The 18,052-nt window shown below is 59.6% G+C and carries 17 protein-coding genes; 3 read left to right on the top strand and 14 right to left on the bottom strand.

Annotated features, from left to right (window positions below; genetic code table 11):
• Positions 1–69: 69 nt before the first annotated feature.
• Positions 70–915, top strand: a complete 846-nt coding sequence (locus NL64_RS01685) for a site-specific integrase (RefSeq protein WP_437176905.1) — start codon at positions 70–72, stop codon at positions 913–915.
• 10 nt (positions 916–925) lie between these two features.
• On the opposite strand, the gene NL64_RS01680 is transcribed toward NL64_RS01685, so the two are convergent.
• From NL64_RS01680 to NL64_RS01630, 12 genes are all read right to left on the bottom strand, one after another.
• Positions 926–1,996 (bottom strand): ABC transporter ATP-binding protein, encoded by a 1,071-nt coding sequence (locus tag NL64_RS01680; RefSeq protein ID WP_034146428.1) that lies wholly within the window; start codon positions 1,994–1,996, stop codon positions 926–928.
• On the bottom strand, positions 1,993–3,591 hold the full coding sequence (locus tag NL64_RS01675) for an ABC transporter permease (protein ID WP_034146700.1): 1,599 nt from the start codon (positions 3,589–3,591) through the stop codon (positions 1,993–1,995). The genes NL64_RS01680 and NL64_RS01675 overlap by 4 nt, the downstream gene beginning before the upstream one ends.
• Positions 3,592–3,594: 3 nt before the next feature.
• Entirely contained in the window at positions 3,595–4,608 is a 1,014-nt protein-coding gene (locus NL64_RS01670) for an iron ABC transporter substrate-binding protein (RefSeq protein WP_034146427.1), read from the bottom strand.
• A gap of 247 nt (positions 4,609–4,855) precedes the next feature.
• Positions 4,856–5,413, bottom strand: a complete 558-nt coding sequence (locus NL64_RS01665; RefSeq protein ID WP_034146426.1) for a PqiC family protein — start codon at positions 5,411–5,413, stop codon at positions 4,856–4,858.
• A 17-nt stretch (positions 5,414–5,430) separates the two neighbouring features.
• Positions 5,431–7,107, bottom strand: coding sequence for an intermembrane transport protein PqiB (locus NL64_RS01660; protein WP_034146425.1), 1,677 nt, complete (start codon positions 7,105–7,107; stop codon positions 5,431–5,433).
• Positions 7,088–7,744, bottom strand: a complete 657-nt coding sequence (locus NL64_RS01655) for a paraquat-inducible protein A (protein ID WP_034146424.1) — start codon at positions 7,742–7,744, stop codon at positions 7,088–7,090. The genes NL64_RS01660 and NL64_RS01655 overlap by 20 nt, the downstream gene beginning before the upstream one ends.
• Entirely contained in the window at positions 7,741–8,337 is a 597-nt protein-coding gene (locus NL64_RS01650; protein WP_034146423.1) for a paraquat-inducible protein A, read from the bottom strand. The genes NL64_RS01655 and NL64_RS01650 overlap by 4 nt, the downstream gene beginning before the upstream one ends.
• Before the next feature lie 116 nt (positions 8,338–8,453).
• A complete protein-coding gene (locus NL64_RS29280) occupies positions 8,454–8,723 on the bottom strand; it encodes a type II toxin-antitoxin system RelE/ParE family toxin (protein ID WP_080757827.1) in 270 nt (89 codons plus the stop codon).
• Positions 8,713–8,901: a type II toxin-antitoxin system RelB family antitoxin gene (gene relB, locus NL64_RS01645; RefSeq protein WP_034146422.1), complete on the bottom strand. Its 189-nt coding sequence runs from the start codon at positions 8,899–8,901 to the stop codon at positions 8,713–8,715. The genes NL64_RS29280 and relB overlap by 11 nt, the downstream gene beginning before the upstream one ends.
• A gap of 223 nt (positions 8,902–9,124) precedes the next feature.
• On the bottom strand, positions 9,125–10,426 hold the full coding sequence (locus NL64_RS01640; RefSeq protein WP_034146421.1) for an NAD(P)/FAD-dependent oxidoreductase: 1,302 nt from the start codon (positions 10,424–10,426) through the stop codon (positions 9,125–9,127).
• Complete coding sequence (locus tag NL64_RS01635) at positions 10,423–11,511, bottom strand: polyamine ABC transporter substrate-binding protein (RefSeq protein WP_034146420.1); 1,089 nt, start codon at positions 11,509–11,511, stop codon at positions 10,423–10,425. Before NL64_RS01635 ends, NL64_RS01640 begins: the two co-directional genes overlap by 4 nt.
• A 171-nt stretch (positions 11,512–11,682) precedes the next feature.
• On the bottom strand, positions 11,683–13,041 hold the full coding sequence (locus NL64_RS01630; protein WP_034146419.1) for a glutamine synthetase family protein: 1,359 nt from the start codon (positions 13,039–13,041) through the stop codon (positions 11,683–11,685).
• Between the two features lie 162 nt (positions 13,042–13,203).
• Between NL64_RS01630 and NL64_RS01625 the strand changes: the two genes are divergently transcribed.
• A complete protein-coding gene (locus NL64_RS01625) occupies positions 13,204–14,136 on the top strand; it encodes a helix-turn-helix domain-containing protein (protein WP_034146418.1) in 933 nt (310 codons plus the stop codon).
• Here the strand turns inward: NL64_RS01625 and NL64_RS01620 are convergent.
• Both NL64_RS01620 and NL64_RS01615 read right to left on the bottom strand, forming a co-directional pair.
• A complete protein-coding gene (locus tag NL64_RS01620) occupies positions 14,133–14,726 on the bottom strand; it encodes a cupin domain-containing protein (RefSeq protein ID WP_034146417.1) in 594 nt (197 codons plus the stop codon). The genes NL64_RS01625 and NL64_RS01620 overlap by 4 nt on opposite strands.
• 151 nt (positions 14,727–14,877) lie before the next feature.
• A complete protein-coding gene (locus NL64_RS01615; RefSeq protein WP_034146416.1) occupies positions 14,878–16,839 on the bottom strand; it encodes an FAD-dependent oxidoreductase in 1,962 nt (653 codons plus the stop codon).
• A gap of 197 nt (positions 16,840–17,036) precedes the next feature.
• Between NL64_RS01615 and NL64_RS01610 the strand changes: the two genes are divergently transcribed.
• Positions 17,037–17,822, top strand: coding sequence for a class II aldolase/adducin family protein (locus NL64_RS01610; protein WP_034146415.1), 786 nt, complete (start codon positions 17,037–17,039; stop codon positions 17,820–17,822).
• Positions 17,823–18,052 lie beyond the last annotated feature (230 nt).

The following is an 18,052-nucleotide window of genomic DNA, read 5'->3' as shown; positions in this document are numbered from 1 at the left end:
GCAAATACCCCACAGACCAATCCGCTTACCCTGTATCTGGCGCGTCTCGCGCCGTCCAGCCAACTGACCATGCGCTATGTGTTGCAGGATGCCGCCGACCGCCTGGGCTTCGAAGACATGAACATCGAGGAAATTCCCTGGCACAACCTGCAACCCGAGGACGTGATTGCGCTGGTGGCGGCCTTGCGTGCCGATGGTTACGCGCCGAACACCTCGTCGCTGTACGTCAACGCCGTGCGCGGGGTGATGAACGAAGCGTGGCGCATGAGCCTGATCAGCCAGGAACACTTGCTGAAAATGCGCTCGGTCAAGGGTATTGCCGGTACACGGCTGTCTCAGGGCCGGAACCTTCGGCGCACGCTGATCCAGGAATTGATGGAAGTCTGCGCCGCCGATCCACGGCCGCAAGGTCTGCGGGACGCGGCGATCATCGGGATTCTGTACGGTTCGGGGATGCGCAAATCGGAATCGGTGAACCTCGATTTGGATCAGGTCGATTTCACCGAACGCAGCTTGCGTGTCACCGCCAAGGGCAACAAGCAGTTGATCAAATATGCCCCGGCCTGGGCGTTTGCCAAACTCGACGCCTGGCTGGAGTTGCGCCGATCAATGCTGAAGGAAGGCGAGGTGGACGACTCGTTCCTGTTCAACCGGATTCGCCGTGGCAGTCACATCACCCGCGAGCGCATCACCAAACACGCGATCTATTACATAGCCCGGCAGCGCGGTGCGCAGGTGGGGGTGAAAATCATGCCCCATGATTTCCGTCGTTCATTCATCACCCGAGTGATCGAAGAACACGATCTGTCGATCGCCCAGAAACTCGCCCATCACAGCAACATCCAGACAACCGCCAACTACGATGTGCGCGACGACAACGAACGGCGTCGGGCGGTGGACCGTTTCGATCTTTGACGCTCAGCGCTCAAGGTTCGCTCAGCACGTGGGCATGGCCGATGGTCGAGACATGAACAGCGCTGCCGGCCGGTGGCGCATACATGCCAGAACTGCGTACCAGCAGCGATCGACCGGATTGCTCACCAGAGGCCGACGACTGCAACTCCACCGTCAGCGTGCAGGTATTGCCGCTGAAGTCCCGGTCGGTGACCACGGCGCGGCAACCCACGACTTCTGCGGTGTGGGGCAGGATACTGGCCAACTGCAGTTGTTCAGGACGCAACATGATCTGCGCGGCGCTGTTGTTGCGGTGGTTATTGACCGGTATCCGCCCCAGATCGCAATGGGCCCAACCGGCTTCGATACGGGCGGGCATGACCACGGCGTCGCCGAGAAACAACGCCGTTTGCACATCGTCAGGGTAGCGATACAGGTCCAGCGGATGCCCCGACTGCACCAGTCGGCCGTGGCGCATCACCGCCAGCTGATCGGCGAAGGACAGCGCCTCGCTCTGGTCATGGGTCACCAGAATGGTGGTGACGCCTGCCTCGGCCAGCAACCTCGCCACCAGCTTGCGCATGGTGGCGCGCAAACCGGTATCGAGTGCCGAAAACGGCTCGTCCAGCAGCATCAGTCGTGGTTGTTGGGCCAGGGCGCGGGCCAGGGCCACACGTTGCTGCTGACCGCCCGACAGTTCGTGGGGCCAGCGCTCGGCCATGTGTGAATCCAGGGCGACGCTGTCCATCAACTCAGCGATTCTTTGCTGTTTTTCACTGCCCTTGATTGTCAGCCCGAAGCCGATGTTGGAAGCCACGGTCATGTGTGGAAACAGCGCGCCGTCCTGCGGAACATAACCAATCAGGCGTTGATGGGCGGGAACTTCATGGGTGCTGTCGACCAGGGTCTGCCCGTTGAGGGACAGGCGGCCAGTATCGGGAAATTCGAAACCGGCGATCATCCGCAGCAGCGTGGTTTTTCCCGAGCCGGACGGGCCGACAATCACCGTGCGGCTGCCGGCGGGCACCGACAGGCTGACGTTTTCCAGAGCCCGATGGGAACCGTAGGACTTCGAGATCGAATGCAGTTCTAAAGCGTTCATCGGCCAGCCGTTTTTTTGGATTGGTGATAAAGGAGTCCGGTCAGCGGCATCGACAGCACAATCATTAGCAGCGCGTAAGGCGCCGCCGCGGCGTAATCGATTTCGCTGGTCATCGCCCAGAACCCGGTCGCCAGGGTGCGTGTACCGTTCGGGGCAAGCAGCAGGGTCGCGGTCAATTCGTTGGTGATCGCCAGAAAGACCAGCGCAGCACCCGCGGCGGCACCCGGTGCGGCCAGGCGCAGGGTGATCAGCCACAATGCCCGGGCGGGCGAACGGCCCAGGCTGCGGGCGATGTTTTCCAGTTCCACCGGCGCTTGGGCGATGCCCGCACGCAAGCTCACCAACGCGCGCGGCAGGAACATCAGCAGGTAAGCCAGCAACACGGTGATGGTGGTCTGGTAAATCGGCCGGGCAAAATGGATCGTGACTGTCACCAGGGCCAGGGCGACGACGATTCCCGGCAAGGAACTGGTGATGTAGTTGCAGCTTTCCAGCAGGCGTTGCAGTCGTCCGGGGGAGCGGATCGACAGCCAGGCAATCGGAATCGCTGCCAAAGTTGTCAGGGCAGCGCCCGCGATGCCGAATAGCAGAGTCTGCTCCAGGGCCGGCCACAGCTCGGTCAGGTCCCAGACTTCCGTGCCCCCGGCGATCAACCATCTGCCCAGTGTCATTAATGGCACGCCCAGAGCCAATACGCAGGTGATGATCAGCAGGGCAAAGGCGAGGACTTTCGACGTAACGCCCAGGCATACGATCCGTTGTTCACGGGCGCTGCCCGAACCAACGCGGGCATAGCGCGCGGTACCGCGGGCCGCCGACTCCACCGTTAACATCAGCAAGCAAAACAGCGCCAACACACTGGCCAGCATGTGTGCGGCAGGGCCGTTGAAGGTGGATTTGAACTGATCGAAGATCGCCGTGGTGAAGGTGTCGAAACGGATCATCGCGTACAAACCGTATTCGGCCAGCAAGTGCAGACCGACGAGCAGGGCGCCGCCGCAGATGGCCAGGCGCAATTGCGGCAGGACCACGCGGAAAAACACCGCCCAGGGTTTGAGCCCCAGGGATTCGGCAACGTCTTCGATGGCGGGATCGAGCCGGCGCAGGGTCGCTGCAACCGGCAGGTATAGAAACGGAAAGTAAGCAATCACCGACACCAGCACGCCGGCAAACAAACCGTGAATCGGTGGCACCAGACTGACCCAGGCATAGCTGTGGACGAAGGCGGGCACCGCCAGCGGCGCGGTGGCGAGCAAGGACCACCAGCGTCGTCCGGGCAAATTCGTGCGTTCGGTCAACCAGGCCAGCGTCACCCCCAACGCGATGCACAAGAGGATCGTCAGCAGTACCAGCAACAAGGTGTTGACCAGCAGTTCACCGACACGGGGCCGGAATACCAGGGTCACAACGGTTTGCCAGCCGGTTTGCAACGACACGCCGATGACATACGCAATGGGCAGCAGTGCCAGCAACGAAACCAACACCGACAAACCGACCACCCACGCGCCACCGCGGCTCGCGAACACGCCGCGTGAACGTCGACGCAGGTTGGCAGGTATCGTCTCGGCGACACCCGCCGGCAGGATTTCAGGTATCAATTAGAGCAGTCCCGCCTGAGTCATCAACTCCACGGCTTTCTTACTGTCGAGTTTCGAGGCATCGACGGTGGGGGCGTCAAGCTGTTGCAAAGGCATCAGTTTAGGGTTGGATTCAGCGTTTTTGCCCACGGCGTATTCAAACGATTTGCCATTCTTGAGGATGGCCTGGCCGTCCTTGCCGGTAATCCATTTAAGGAAGGCCTGGGCTTGTTCCTTGTTTTTGCTCGAGGCCAGGACGCCGCCGCCGGAGATGCTGACGAACGCGCCTGGATCTTTGTGCTTGAAGTAGTGCAGGGCGGTGTTCTTGCTGTTTTCGCCGGTCTTGGCCTGATCGACAAAGCTGTAGTAGTGGTAGATCACGCCACTGTCGATTTGCCCGGCATTCACCGCTTTGAGCACGGAACTGTTACCCCGGTACGCAGTGAAGTTGGTTTTCATCGCCTTCAGCCATTCGAGGGTAGCGGCTTCGCCTTTCTGTTCGAGGATGGCGGCGACGATGGCCTGGAAGTCGGCACCGCCCGGCGAGGCGCCCCAGCGACCTTTCCAGCTCGGAGCGGCGAGATCCATCAGCGATTTAGGCAGGTCGGCTTCCGGCAGTTTGCTCGGGTTGTAGACGAACACCGTGGAACGCGCGGCGATCCCCACCCATTTGCCGTGGGCCGGGCGGTAGGCTGAATCGACTTGCTCGAGGGTGGCTTTGTCGACGGGGGCAAACAAGCCTGCGCTATCGACCAGGACCATGGCCGGGGAGTTTTCAGTGAGGAACACATCGGCCGGCGATTCGGCGCCTTCCTGCACGATCTGGTTACCCATTTCGGTGTCATCGCCGTTGCGCAAGGTCACCGGAATACCGGTTTCCTGCGTAAAACCTTCGACCCAGGATTTGGTCAGGCTTTCATGCTGGGCGTTGTAGACGACGATGCCGACGGTATCGGCCGCATAGACCTGAGCGGTACTCAGCAACGCGGTGGCCAGCAAGGCCTTTTTGAGAAACGAAGGGATAGGGGACTTCATGCGGCGCCAGCTCCTGGTTTTTTAGTCTTGCAGGCTGATTCGAGCGAATCGACATAGGAAGGACGTCAATTATTCTAGATCAATACGAATCATTTGCAGATTTACGGCGCGGCTAATGTAAGACCCCGAATGAGAAAAAATCGTTAAAACGGTCGACTACGTAACCTTGTAGGAGCGGCCGCAGGCTGCAATCTTTTGATCGTGATTTTTAAAAACAAAGCCAAAAGATCGCAGCCTGCGGCAGCTCCTACAGGACTGACGGACAACCTTTTTGCGTACCTGTCGCTGCCTGGCTGATCAGTGCGGCCAGGCGTTTGACGTTGTTCTGCTGCGCCGCCACCAATTCATCAATGGACGGGCCGGACGGTGTCTGCAAAGTGCTGCGACACGTTTCCATGACGTCCTCACTTCCATTGCCGGTGCGAAGGCGCCATTTCACGTCGAGCAACCCGTACTGGCCAGGCACCGAATCAAAACGCTGCACCTCGATGCGTACGGATAGCCTGCGTTGCGGATTGTTGTTGATCATCTGGTCGTCCAGCGCACTGCGCAATTCATCCACCAGACTGGCTCCCCACCACTCGGTTTCAAGGATCGCCATGCCGGTATTGCCCTGGCGCACGACGATCTGCGGGCGATCGACCTGCGGCGGAACCGTGAGGCTTTCAATCTGGATATCCGCCGTATTGCGTGAACTGCCCGTCAACTGGGCGGGGGTCAAGGTGTGAAACTGGATCGGATCACTGCGGCAAGCGGCGAGCAACGACAGCGCAGCGACCAATGTGATTTTCAGTGGAAATGCCATGAATGTTGCTCCTGTGGTCATTTGCTCGGCGGCCCTTTCATATCCATCGGCGCGGCATTATCCGGACGACCGCGAATCAGCGATTCCGGATGCCGACCCAGGTAATCCGCCAGGTCGCGCAAGGAACGCGACGTGCGCGCGAGATCGTCCATGGTCTGCCCGAGTTTTTCCCGTTGCGGCGAGTCTTCGGCGATGGTCGAATTGGCCGATTGCAAGGTCGTAGTCGCTGATTGGAACGTCTTGCTCGCATCCATCAATGTGGTCTGCACGCCCGGCAGGGTCTTGGCATTGAATTGCACCAGGCCTTTGCGCAGTTCGACGAGGTTGCTGTCCAGATTGCCGGCGATGCGCTCGATGGGCAGTTGGTTGAGTTTGTTGACCATGGCCTCGAGTTTTTCCTGCAATTGTTCGAGGCTGCCTGGAACGGTCGGAATACTGACCGGACGGGCGGATGGATCAAACGCGACTTTTTCCGCTTTAGGGTAGAAGTCCAGGGAAATGTACAGCTGACCTGTCAGCAGATTGCCGGTGCGTGCCTGCGCGCGCAGGCCGTTGTCGATAAAGGTACCGATGACGCGGACGGCGCCGGCTTCGTCGTTCGGATCGTGATTGAGTGTCTCAAGCATTTTCGTATGTGCCCGGCCCAGGCGCTGCGGATAAATCATGATGCCGACGTTGACCGGGAAGATGCGTTTTTTCGCGTCGAAATCCAGATTGACTGACACCACTTTGCCGATTTCGATGCCGAGAAATTCCACCGGGGCATCGACCTTCAGCCCGCGCAAGGCTTGTTCAAAACGCAAGGTCATGAACTGTCCTTTGCCACTCGGCGGGGCGAGGGCCGTTAGCTGGTCGTCGAACAGTTCGTAGGCGTATTCCTCCGGCGCGGGTTTGTCATCGGGGCTGTATTCAGGTGCACGGAACGCAACGCCGCCCACCAGCACGGAAGACAAGGACTCGGTCTTGACCGAAAAGCCATTGGCACCGACGCTCACGTCTACACCGCTGGCGTTCCAGAATCGTGTGTTCTCGGTGACGTACTGATCATTTGGCGCGTGGATGAACAGTTCAATGTTCACGCCTTTGCCATCGGGGTCCAATGCGTAGGCCACGACCTGGCCGACCGGAATCTTGCGGTAGTAGACCGGCGAGCCGATATCCAGCGATCCCAGGTCCTGGGTGTGCAGGGTAAAGCGTTTTCCCGGCTCGCCATAAGTGATGGCTGGCGGGTTTTCCAGGCCTTTGAAGTTCTTCGCGCGGGCATTGTCCTGGCCGATATCGGCGCCGATGTAATCCCCTGACAGCAGCGTATCGATGCCCGACACACCGCCAGCACCGATCCGCGGCCGCACCACCCAGAACTGCGAGTCTTTACGGGTAAAGCTTTCAGCCTGTTTCACCAGTTTGATCGTGGCATTGACGCTCTTCTGGTCGTTGCTCAGTTCCACGTCCGAGACATGGCCGATCACCACGTTGCGGTATTTCACCTCGGTTTTGTTGGCGGTCAGGCCGTCACCGGTCTTGAACGTGATGGTGATGGTAGGTCCTTCCTGCATGATGCTGTGAACCACCAGCGATATCCCCACCAGCACCGCAACAATCGGCACGACCCACACCAGCGAAAAGCTGAAACGGCGGGTCTTGATCGGAGCCGGTCCGGGAACCAGTGGCCCGTCAGTGGCTTGTGACTTCATCCGTGACCTCCTCATTTTGTGGTTGTTGCCGCTCTTTATCCCAGATCAGCCGCGGATCGAAACTCATCGCCGAGAGCATGGTGAACACCACCACCAGACCAAAGAACAGAATGCCCGGGCGCGGTTCGATATCCGCCAGGGCTTGAAATTTCACCAGGGACGCCACCAGGGCGACGACGATGACGTCGAGCATCGACCAATAACCGATGAGCTCGACGAAACGGTACATCTGCGAACGCTGCCGTAGAGCCCATTGGCTCTCGCGTTTAACGGTCACCAGCAGCAGCGTCAAGGCGGCGAACTTGACGCCCGGTACTGCAATGCTGGCGATGAAAATAATCAGGGCGATGTCCCAGGCACCGTGCTGCCAGAACTCGATCACGCCGCTGATGATCGTGCTGTCTGAGCCACTGCCGACCATTTTGGTGTTCATCACCGGCAACAGATTGGCCGGAACGTAAAACACCAGGGCTGTGAGCATGTAGGCCCAGGTCCGGGTCAACGAGTTGGTTTTACGTCGATGGAGGGGGGCGCCGCAGCGCTCGCACTCATGGGGTTCATGGGTCATGTCACAGGCCAGGCCGCAGCTGTGGCACAGGCACAGGTTGAGATCGCTGGCGACGGGAGGCGTTGTCATACGATGTCCCACAGTTCACGGATATCGCGGCCGGCAATGCGGATCATCATCAGGCTGAGGACAGCCAGCGCGAACAGACCGATGCCGGGAAGCACATCCAGCAACCCGGCGAGTTTGATCACCGCGACCATCGCGCCCAGCAGACAGACCTCCAGCATGCTCCAGGGGCGCAGGGATTCAAGCCAGCGCATGCAGAAACTGAAACCCGGCGCGCGCTGCTGCTTGAGGGCGAAGCTCAGCACCCAGATCAGTAGCAACAACTGGAAAATCGGCGCGATGATCATGGCGATCGCCGCCACCAGGGCAATGAAGGTGATTGGCCCCAGACTCAGCGCCACCACCGAATCCCAAAGTGTGGCGCTGTTTTTCAGGCCTTTGAGGCTGATGCTCATGACCGGATAGAAGTTGGCGAAAATCCACAGCATCAAAGCGGCGAAGGTCAACGCCAGGCGTTGCTCCACGGACAAGCCGTTATAACGCTGAAGCACGCCGCCGCAGCGGGTGCACAGGGTTTTCTGGTGCTTGGCGAGCGTTACTTTTTCGTACACGCAGTCGCAGTGCTCGCAGATGATCAGTTGGTCACTCGTCGCCATGGGCCAGGCTCGATAGAGGGGCAGAATTGATGAGCACCCCCTCAATATAGAAGTGACTCGCAATTGAGCAAATCGAAAGGCTAAACGACTGGAGGATACGAAGGGATCAGGTGGAATCAGGGAAATTCTTGTCTTGCGTGCAAAACGGCGAGGATCTCTACCCGATCCGTCGCTCGATAGACCACCAGGTAGTTTGGATGCACCACTATTTCCCGAGTCCCGGATACTCGACCCACTCGATAGAGGCAGGGATGTTGCGGAAGAGCCGATACAGCCGCTTCGATAGACTGGTTTAGCTCAATGGCTGCTGCGAGGTTGCGGTCACCGATGTAATTGAGGATTTGCCATAGTTCAGCCCGCGCTTCGGGCCGCCATTCAATCAGCATCACGCCTGTTGCGCTTGGACTCGATCAAGGCTCGCATATCGGCCATGACCTGCTCATGCGAGACGCCGGGGCGTGGATCGTCGAGCGCGGCTTGTACTTTTGCGCGAAACCAACGGTCATGGCTGGCTGCCTGCTCTTCGGTTTCGAACTCTGGAATCGGGGGAATGTGAGGACTCATGGTGACCTCCGGGATCAGTGCCGACCAGTCTAATCGGTATGTTGCCGGCTGTCGTTGCTGCCCGGATTGCCGGGCAGCGGTGTTAAACGCATCCTTCATGGTGAACCCCACTGGTGTCAGGAGCCACCACGCTAAACTTCGGGCTTCTGACGGGCAACCCTAAAAGAGTGTCGGACGTTTCCTCGTGTTTTGAGAGGCGTAATACTTTCCGTGCTACACGGTATCAGCCCAGCACCTCGCGCATCCGATACCACAACATGCCCAGCGCCAGCAGCGGCGAGCGCAGTGCAGGGCCGCCGGGGAAGGTCATGTGCGGCACGGCGCTGAACACGTCGAAACCTTTACTGTGACCGGCATGGATCGCTTCGCCCAACAGCTTGGCGCACCAGTGGGTCACATTCAGGCCGTGGCCGGAGTAGCCTTGGGCGTAGAACACGTTCGGGTACTGGCTCAAGCGTCCGACCTGGGGGAAGCGATTGGCGGTGATGCCAATCTTGCCGCCCCATTGATAGTCGATGCGCACGTCCGCCAGTTGCGGGAAGACCTTGAGCATTTGCGGGCGCATGTAAGCCGCGATGTCCCGTGGATCGCGTCCGGAATAATGGCAGGCACCGCCGAACAGCAATCGCCGGTCCGCCGAGAGCCGGTAGTAATCCAGGCCGACTTTCTGGTCGCACAGCGCCAGATTACGCGGGATCAATTGCGCGGCAAGCTCTGCCGACAAGGGCTCGGTGGCGATGATGTAGCTGCCTGCCGGCAGCACCTTACCGCTGAGTTTTGGCTCAAGTTCTTCCAGATGCGCATTGCAACCCAAGACCAGACTGCCGGCGCGTACCGTGCCACCGGAGCAACGAACCTGCACGGTGCTGCCGTGGACCAGCTCCAGCACCGGACTTTGCTCGAAAATCCGCACGCCAAGGGATTGCGCGACTTTCGCTTCGCCCAGGACCAGGTTCAGCGGGTGCAGATGCCCCGAACCCATGTCGATCAGGCCGCCGGCATACACACCGCAGTTCACTACCTGGTCTCGGATCTGCCCGGCTTCGACCAGACGGGTTTCATGGGCGTATCCCGATTCTTGCAGCTGCGCATGTTCAGCCTTTAGCCCGGCGAACTGCGCCGGGGTGTTGGCCAACTCGCAAAAACCCCACCGCAGGTCGCAGTCGATGCCATGTTCGCGGATCCGATTGCCCACCAACTGCACCGACTCAGTCCCGGCATGCTCCAGATAGCGCACACCTTCCTCACCGACATGCCTGGCGAAACCGCTGACGTCATGGCCGATGCCGCGAATCAACTGCCCGCCGTTGCGCCCGCTGGCGCCCCAGCCAATGCGCCGACCTTCCAGCAGGACCACCGAGAGCCCGCGCTGAGCCAGTTCGATGGCGGTGTTGACGCCGGTAAACCCACCTCCAATCACGCAGACATCGGCCACCAGGTCTTCGGCCAGCGCGGGGTAGGGTGCCATGCCGTTGGCCGATGCGGCGTAATAGGAATGGGCGTGTTCGTTGGTGTACTGGTTCATTTGTTGGACTTCACTTTGCTCCAGGAGCGTATCATCAAGCGCATGATCGACTGCGGCGGCGTGGTCGAGATATAGAGCTTGTCGAGCACTTCCTGGGAAGGGTAGACCTCTGGGTTGTTCACCAGCTCAGGGTCCATGAATTGTTTGGCGGCCGGGTTGGGGTTGGCGTAGCCGACCGAGGCACTGACCTTGGCGATCACTTGCGGATCGAGCAGGTAATTAATGAAGGCGTGGGCTTCTTTCGGGTTGCTGGCATCGGCAGGGATGGCCAGCAAGTCAAACCACAAATTCGCACCTTCCTTGGGAATGGCGTAGGCGATGTTGACGTTGTTCTTGGCTTCCTTGGCCCGATTGGCGGCCTGGAATACATCACCCGAGTAGCCGAACGCCACGCAGATGTCGCCGTTGGCCAGGTCCGAGACGTACTTGGAGGAATGGAAGTAAGTGATGTAAGGACGGATGCTCAGCAACTTGGCTTCGGCTTTTTTAAAGTCCTCGGGATTTTCACTGCGAGGGTCCATGCCCATGTAGTTCAGCACCGCCGGGAACACTTCGTCCGCCGAGTCCATCATCGACACGCCGCACGCGCTGAGTTTCTTGATGTTTTCCGGCTCGAACAGCACGGCCCAGGAATCAATGTGGTCGATGCCCAGCACTTGCTTGACCTTGTCGACGTTGTAGCCGATGCCATTGGTGCCCCACAGGTACGGCACCGAATGCTCGTTACCCGGATCGTTTTTTTCCAGCAAGGCCAGCAGTTTCGGGTCAAGGTTCTTGAAGTTCGGCAGTTGCTCGCGGTCCAGTTTGAGGAACGCGCCGGCCTTCACTTGACGGGCCAGGAAGTGGTTGGACGGTACGACCACGTCATACCCGGTGCGCCCGGCGAGCAGTTTGCCCTCCAGGGTTTCGTTGGAATCGAATACGTCGTAGATCACCTTGATCCCGGTTTTGGCCTGGAAGTCCGCGAGGGTGGTTTCGCCGATGTAATCGGTCCAGTTGTAGACGCTGACTTGTGGCTGAGCCTGGACAACGGCGCTGAACAACAACCCCAGCGCGACCGGGACCACGGATTTCAATAGATGCATATCGATACCTTCTTGGAATTATTGGATTCGTTCGGTGTTCACCTAAACCTGTGGGAGCGGGCTTGCCCGCGATGGCGGCCTTCCTGTCAACCAAGAGGTTGAAAGTGCCGGCCTCATCGCGGGCAAGCCCGCTCCCACAGGGAGGTGTGATCCCTTGTGAGAGCGGGGAAATCAGACGCTCAGCAACAGGAACTCCCGCTCCCACGAGCTGATCACGCGCTTGAAGTTCTCGTGCTCGGCGCGTTTCACCGCGACGTATCCACGCACGAACTTGTCGCCCAGGTAACGGCCGATGGTGTCGCTCTCTTCCATCTGCGTCAGCGCGTCCTCGATGGTGATCGGCAGGCGCAGGTTGCGGCGTTCATAGGCACGGCCTTGAACTGCGGCGCTCGGTGCGATGCCTTCGACCATGCCGATGTAGCCGCATAACAGGCTGGCGGCGATGGCCAGGTAGGGGTTGGCGTCGGCGCCCGGCAAGCGGTTTTCCACGCGCATCGCCTCGGGGCTGGAGGTCGGTACACGCAGGCCGACGGTGCGGTTTTCTTCGCCCCATTCGACGTTGACCGGTGCCGAAGTGTCCGGCAGGAAGCGGCGGAACGAGTTGACGTTCGGCGCGAACATCGGCAGGACTTTCGGGATGTATTTCTGCAAGCCGCCGATGTAGTTCAGGAACAACGTGCTCATGCTGCCGTTTTCATCCGCGAAGATCGGCTTGCCGGTGGCGATGTCGCCCACACTCTGGTGAATGTGCATGGCGCTGCCCGGCTCGTCGCCAATCGGCTTGGCCATGAAGGTCGCGGCGACGTTGTGCTTGAGCGCAGCCTCACGCATGGTGCGTTTGAACACGGTGATCTGGTCAGCCAGGTCCAGTGCGTCACCATGACGGAAGTTGATTTCCATCTGCGCCGGGCCGTCTTCGTGGATCAGCGTATCGAGGTCCAGGCCTTGCAGTTCGCACCAGTCGTAAACGTCTTCGAACAGCGGGTCGAATTCGTTGGCGGCATCGATGGAGAACGACTGACGACCGCTTTCCGCACGCCCCGAACGGCCCATCGGCGCTTTCAATGGCAAGTCCGGGTCTTCGCAACGTTGGGTCAGGTAAAACTCCATTTCTGGCGCAACGATCGGCTTCCAGCCTTTGTCGGTGTACAGCTGCAGCACTTTTTTCAGCACGTTGCGCGGCGACAGTTCGATCGGGTTGCCGAACTTGTCGAAGGTGTCGTGAATCACGATGGCGGTCGGCTCGATCGCCCATGGCACCACGTACACCGCATCGGCCACCGGCTTGCAGACCATGTCGATATCGGCCGGGTCAAGCAGGTCGTAGTAGATGTCGTCGTCGACAAAGTCCCCGGTTACCGTTTGCAACAGCACACTTTCCGGCAGGCGCATGCCTCGCTCATGCAGGAACTTGTTGGTGGGTGCGATTTTGCCGCGTGCGATGCCGGTCAGGTCACTGACGACGCACTCGACTTCGGTAATCTTGTGATCTTTCAGCCAAGTGAACAGCTGATCGAAAGGGGCATTCATAAAGACCTCGTTATTGGTTTTGTTAACGCGGGAGAAAGCCGATTCGTCTGTAGGACACTTCCCCTGTAGCGCGTTGACGTCTATCTTGGGCGAGGCTCAACGTTCCATCTATCCACTTTAAGCAGCACAAAGCGCACCAAAAGAGTGCGCAAAGGTCGCCCCATGACAGTGTGTAATCCCCTCCAGGTTCAAGCGTTCAGTACCGCCGATGTGGCCGAGCAAATCCGCGCCACACCGGGTTGGGTTCAGCATTACCAGCAGATGTCGCCAGGGCATTTCGCGGGGCTGGTGCGCTATCTGGACTTGCAGGGCGTGGAGATTTACGAGGAACACATGAACACTCGGGTCGAGCAGAATTTCAGTGCGCCGCAAGGGTCGCTGGCGTTCTGTTTCGATCGCAGCGATAACGCGCTTTACGTGTTGAATGGCGAAAGCCGCAACATCTGGATCACCCCGGAGAACTACCAGGAAATAGCCGTAGTATTCGGGCCGGAATTCGTGCAGCGCCATGCGCTGGATGTTGCCAGGCTGGAAGGGTTGTTCATGGCGCCGCTCAATTCGCAGCAGAACGCGCTGTTCAGTCGCTGGCTCAGTGGCACGCTGACACGCTTGTCGCAGACGTTCGATCCGCCGAGCCGCGAAGCGCTGACTCAGCAATTGCTCGACGATTGCCTGTTCATTCTCGACAACGCCTGCGTCTGTCTGGACCAGGGCGCCTTGCAGCGTCGGGCGGGGGAACGGGCGATCATGAAACGGGTGGGGGAATGGGCGGCGGATACGCCAGAAGAACACTTGAATTTGCTGGAGCTGTCCCAGGTCGCCGGGGTGTCACTGCGCCAATTGCAACACGCCTTCAAAACCTACACCGGCATGGCGCCGACCCAATGGCTGCGTTTGCGTCGCCTCAACAGTGCCCGTCGTGAATTGCTCAGCAGCACACCGACGCAAACCACCGTCGCCGAGGTGGCGATGCATTGGTCGTTCTGGCATTTGGGGCGGTTTTCCAGCAGCTACCGCGCGCTGTTCAAGGAGTTGCCGAGCGACACCTTGAAACGCGTGAGCGCCGCGCAACCAAATGGCCGCGGGCGCCGTTAGAAGGTCGGCGGGGTAATCACCCAGATCACGACGGCATCGACATCGCCGGGGTTGCCGTAACGATGCGGCTCCTGGCTGGAAAAGCTGAAACTGTCGCCTTCGTTGAGCTGGAAGTAACGCTCGCCCACCCACAATTCGAAACTCCCTGAAAGCAGGTACCCGGCTTCTTCGCCTTCGTGGCTGTAGCTTTGCTGGCTGTAGGTGCCGGGCGGGAAACGCGAATGGAGCATTTCCAGCTGCTGGTTGGGTTGTGGGGTCAGCAACTGGTCGATGATGCCGTCTTCGTAATGCACGCTAAGACGACTGTTCTTGCGCACGACAATGCCGTCGTCTTCGGGAGCGGTGACCGCTTCGCTGGCGAAGAACCACTGAATGGTCACGCCGAGGCTGCGGGCGATGTTGAACAGCGCCGGAATCGACGGATAGGCGAGGTTGCGCTCCAGTTGGCTGATGTAGCCGGCGGTGAGTTCGCTCTGTTGCGCCAGTTCCGCCAGGGTCATGCCCCGGCGTTTGCGCAGGCCGCGTATCCGCGTGCCGAGAAAGTGTGGTTCGGCGGCGGGTGCCGGCTGGGCTTTGCTGTTGTTGCTCATGTTAGTTCCGAACCGGTGGCTACGCCAAACCCTGTAGGAGCTGCCGCAGGCTGCGATCTTTTGATTTTGACTTTAAAAAAACAAGATCAAAAGATCGCAGCCTTCGGCAGCTCCTACAGGGGGGATGTGAAGGCCCGGAGTATAAACAGGCTTAAAGCTCCCACGCGACTTTCAGTCCTTCATAAATCGCTTCTTCAGCGGTGCGCGGTGCCAGGCAATCGCCAATGCGCCGAAATTCCACCAGACCTTGCAACTCAGCGCCAAGGGTATCCACCGGCTGATGCCCCTGACACAACACCAGCGTGTCGATATTTTCCAGCAGCATTGGTTCGCCGCTGGCAGTGTGTTGCAGGTAGACCGTGTTGTCGTCGCAACCGTACAACCGCGCGTAAGGCGTGATCCCAATGGCGAGTTTGTGCAACTCGCCAGCCAGTTGATCGCGCACGTACAGCGGCAGGTTTTCCCCGCAATGGGTGCCGTTGACCGCCAGTTGCACCTGATGCCCGGCGCGGGTCAGGCGTTCGGCGATACCGGGGCCGATCCAGTCGCAGCGCCAGTCGACCACCACCACCGAACGGCCGATCTGTACTTCATCGCGCAGGACTTGCCAGGCATCCACCACCTGCAATTCGCCACCGCGTTCGAAGTGCGGCCAGTAAGGTTCGGCACCCGTTGCGACGATCACCATGTCCGGTTTATCCCGTTCGACCAAGGCGCGGTCGACTCGGATATTGCGCACCACGCGCACGCCGGCCAATGCCATTTCCCGTTGCAGGTTGGTACTGGCGCCGCCGAATTCGCTACGGCGCGGCAGCAGTTGCGCCAACTGCACCTGGCCGCCGAGTTGTGAGCTGGCTTCGTACAGCGTCACGTCGTGGCCACGTTGCGCGGCGACGGCAGCGGCTTTCATTCCCGCTGGGCCACCGCCGGCAATCATGATGCGCTTGCGATGGGTCGTCGGTTGACGCTCGCCGAAGATCAGCTCACGACCGGTTTCCGGGTGCTGGATGCAGGAAATCGGCAAGCCTTTGTGGAAGTGCCCGATGCACGCCTGATTGCAGGCAATGCAGGCGCGCACGTCTTCGACTCGGCCGGTATCGGTCTTGTTGGGCATTTGCGGATCGCAGATCAAGGCGCGGGTCATGCCACACACATCGGCCTGACCTCGGGCGAGCATCAGTTCGGCTTCTTGCGGTTGGTTGATGCGTCCGGTGACAAACAATGGAATGTTCAAGCCGGCCTTGAAGGTGCCAGCCTCCTTGGCCAGATACGCCGCTTCGATCGCCATCGGCGGCACGATGTGCACGGCACCGCCGAGCGAGGCCGAGGTGCCGGCGACGATGTGCACGTAATCCAGTTGTGGTTGCAGCGATTGCACGGCGGCCAGGGATTCGTCTTCGGTCAGGCCTTCGGGATCGCGTTCATCGGCGGAAATGCGCAGGCCGATGATGAATTGCTCATCGGTCGCGTCCCGGATGGCGGCGATGATTTCACGCAGGAAACGCAAGCGCTGTTCCAGTTCGCCGTTGTAGCCATCGGTGCGGCGGTTGACCCTCGGATTGATGAATTGCGCCGGCAAGTAGCCGTGGCTGGCGACCACTTCGACGCCATCGATGCCGGCCTGATGCAGGCGTCGGGCGGCAGCGGCATAACCGCCAACTATCTCGTCGATCATCGCCTGATCCAGCGCGCGGGGCATCACCCGGAATCGTTCGTTGGGCACCGCCGACGCAGAGTAGGCCACCGCCAGCAGGCCATCGCTGGACTCCATGATTTCCCGCCCTGGATGGAACACTTGAGACAGCACGACGGTGCCGTGGGCATGGCAGGTTTGCGCGATTTTACGGTAACCCTCGATGCAGGCGTCGTCGGTGGCCATCAGCACGTGGGAGGTATAACGCGCACTGTCATGCACGCCGGCCACTTGCATCACGATCAGCCCGACACCGCCTACGGCACGCGCCTGGTGATAGGCGATCAGTTGCTCGTTGACCAGGTTGTCGGTGGGCATCGAGGTGTCGTGACCGCTGGACATGATGCGGTTTTTCAGGCGTTTGCCACGGATCTGCAACGGTTCGAACAGGTGGGCAAAGGCTGGGGTCGGGCTCGGCATGGTACGGGTACTCCGGGCGGGTTGAAGCCGAAAGACCGGGTTTCGGCGTTGTTATTATTGTCCTATAGAAATTTACCGACAGTAAAAAATCAACTTGTTTTTTTACTTGCGCTTGCGCTAGCGTGATTCGCTGGCTGGACGATTTGACGTGTCAGCCTTACTGTCTGCGCAGCCGATCAGCCTGGAGAATCACAACAATGAACGAGATCGCCACCCACCTGACTGCACGCAGCGCGGCCGAACAGCGCCTGCGTGAAGAATTGGCGGCCTGTTATCGCTTGATTGCGCATTTCCGTATGACCGATTTGATTTTTACCCACATCTCGGTGCGTATTCCGGGGCCGGAGCATCACTTCCTGATCAACCCTTACGGGCTGATGTTTGATGAAATAACCGCGTCCAATCTGGTCAAGATCGACCTCAATGGCCACGCCGTGGAGGCTTCACCGTATCCGGTCAACCCTGCCGGTTTCGTGATTCACAGTGCTATTCACGGCGCCCGTGAAGACGCCCAATGCGTGTTGCACACCCACACCAAATCCGGTTGCGCGGTCGCCGCATTGAAGTGCGGGTTGTTGCCGGTGAATCAGATTTCCATGGAGTTCTACGGTCGGGTCGCTTACCACGACTATGAAGGCGTGGCGCTGGACATGAGCGAGCAACAGCGACTGGTCCGGGATTTGGGCGACAAACCGGTGCTGATGCTGCGCAATCATGGTTTGCTGACGGTTGGCGAAACCGTGAGCCAGGCGTTTTTGCGCATGTATTACCTGGAGAAGGCGTGTGAAATTCAACTGGCCGCGCAAGCTGCCGGGGAACTGGTGCTGCCATCGCACGAGGTGTGTGCGCATACCGAGCGCCAGTTCAACGATCCGGGGCGGCCGCTGGATGAGGGTGAGTTGAGCGACCCGGATGCCATGCAGTTGGCGTGGGCTGCGATGTTGCGATTGCTGGAAAGGGTGGCGCCGGGCTATCGGGACTGACTGTAGCCTTGCATTGAAGGGGCCGGCCCCATCGCTGGCAAGCCAGCTCCCACAAGGGGTGATGGGTGTACACAGACTCGGAGGACGACCAAAAATACTGTAGGAGCTGGCTTGCTAGCGATAGCGGTGTGTCAGGCGGCTGAGATGTTGGATGTGACGACGCCATCGCTGGCAAGCCAGCTCCTACAGGGTTGGCGGATGTACGCGAATCCTGTGGGAGATTCTATGTT

This window comes from Pseudomonas fluorescens (assembly GCF_000802965.1).
Taxonomy (GTDB): domain Bacteria; phylum Pseudomonadota; class Gammaproteobacteria; order Pseudomonadales; family Pseudomonadaceae; genus Aquipseudomonas; species Aquipseudomonas fluorescens_A.
This window is presented reverse-complemented; position numbering and strand designations above follow the sequence as displayed.

Excerpts from the sequence above, each read along its gene's own strand:
- NL64_RS01685 (WP_437176905.1), top strand. The coding sequence starts at position 70 with ATGCGCTATGTGTTGCAGGATGCCGCCGACCGCCTGGGCTTCGAAGAC.
- NL64_RS01680 (WP_034146428.1), bottom strand. The coding sequence starts at position 1,996 with ATGAACGCTTTAGAACTGCATTCGATCTCGAAGTCCTACGGTTCCCAT.
- NL64_RS01670 (WP_034146427.1), bottom strand. The coding sequence starts at position 4,608 with ATGAAGTCCCCTATCCCTTCGTTTCTCAAAAAGGCCTTGCTGGCCACC.
- NL64_RS01665 (WP_034146426.1), bottom strand. The coding sequence starts at position 5,413 with ATGGCATTTCCACTGAAAATCACATTGGTCGCTGCGCTGTCGTTGCTC.
- NL64_RS01660 (WP_034146425.1), bottom strand. The coding sequence starts at position 7,107 with ATGAAGTCACAAGCCACTGACGGGCCACTGGTTCCCGGACCGGCTCCG.
- NL64_RS01655 (WP_034146424.1), bottom strand. The coding sequence starts at position 7,744 with ATGACAACGCCTCCCGTCGCCAGCGATCTCAACCTGTGCCTGTGCCAC.
- NL64_RS01650 (WP_034146423.1), bottom strand. The coding sequence starts at position 8,337 with ATGGCGACGAGTGACCAACTGATCATCTGCGAGCACTGCGACTGCGTG.
- NL64_RS29280 (WP_080757827.1), bottom strand. The coding sequence starts at position 8,723 with ATGCTGATTGAATGGCGGCCCGAAGCGCGGGCTGAACTATGGCAAATC.
- relB (WP_034146422.1), bottom strand. The coding sequence starts at position 8,901 with ATGAGTCCTCACATTCCCCCGATTCCAGAGTTCGAAACCGAAGAGCAG.
- NL64_RS01640 (WP_034146421.1), bottom strand. The coding sequence starts at position 10,426 with ATGAACCAGTACACCAACGAACACGCCCATTCCTATTACGCCGCATCG.
- NL64_RS01635 (WP_034146420.1), bottom strand. The coding sequence starts at position 11,511 with ATGCATCTATTGAAATCCGTGGTCCCGGTCGCGCTGGGGTTGTTGTTC.
- NL64_RS01630 (WP_034146419.1), bottom strand. The coding sequence starts at position 13,041 with ATGAATGCCCCTTTCGATCAGCTGTTCACTTGGCTGAAAGATCACAAG.
- NL64_RS01625 (WP_034146418.1), top strand. The coding sequence starts at position 13,204 with ATGACAGTGTGTAATCCCCTCCAGGTTCAAGCGTTCAGTACCGCCGAT.
- NL64_RS01620 (WP_034146417.1), bottom strand. The coding sequence starts at position 14,726 with ATGAGCAACAACAGCAAAGCCCAGCCGGCACCCGCCGCCGAACCACAC.
- NL64_RS01615 (WP_034146416.1), bottom strand. The coding sequence starts at position 16,839 with ATGCCGAGCCCGACCCCAGCCTTTGCCCACCTGTTCGAACCGTTGCAG.
- NL64_RS01610 (WP_034146415.1), top strand. The coding sequence starts at position 17,037 with ATGAACGAGATCGCCACCCACCTGACTGCACGCAGCGCGGCCGAACAG.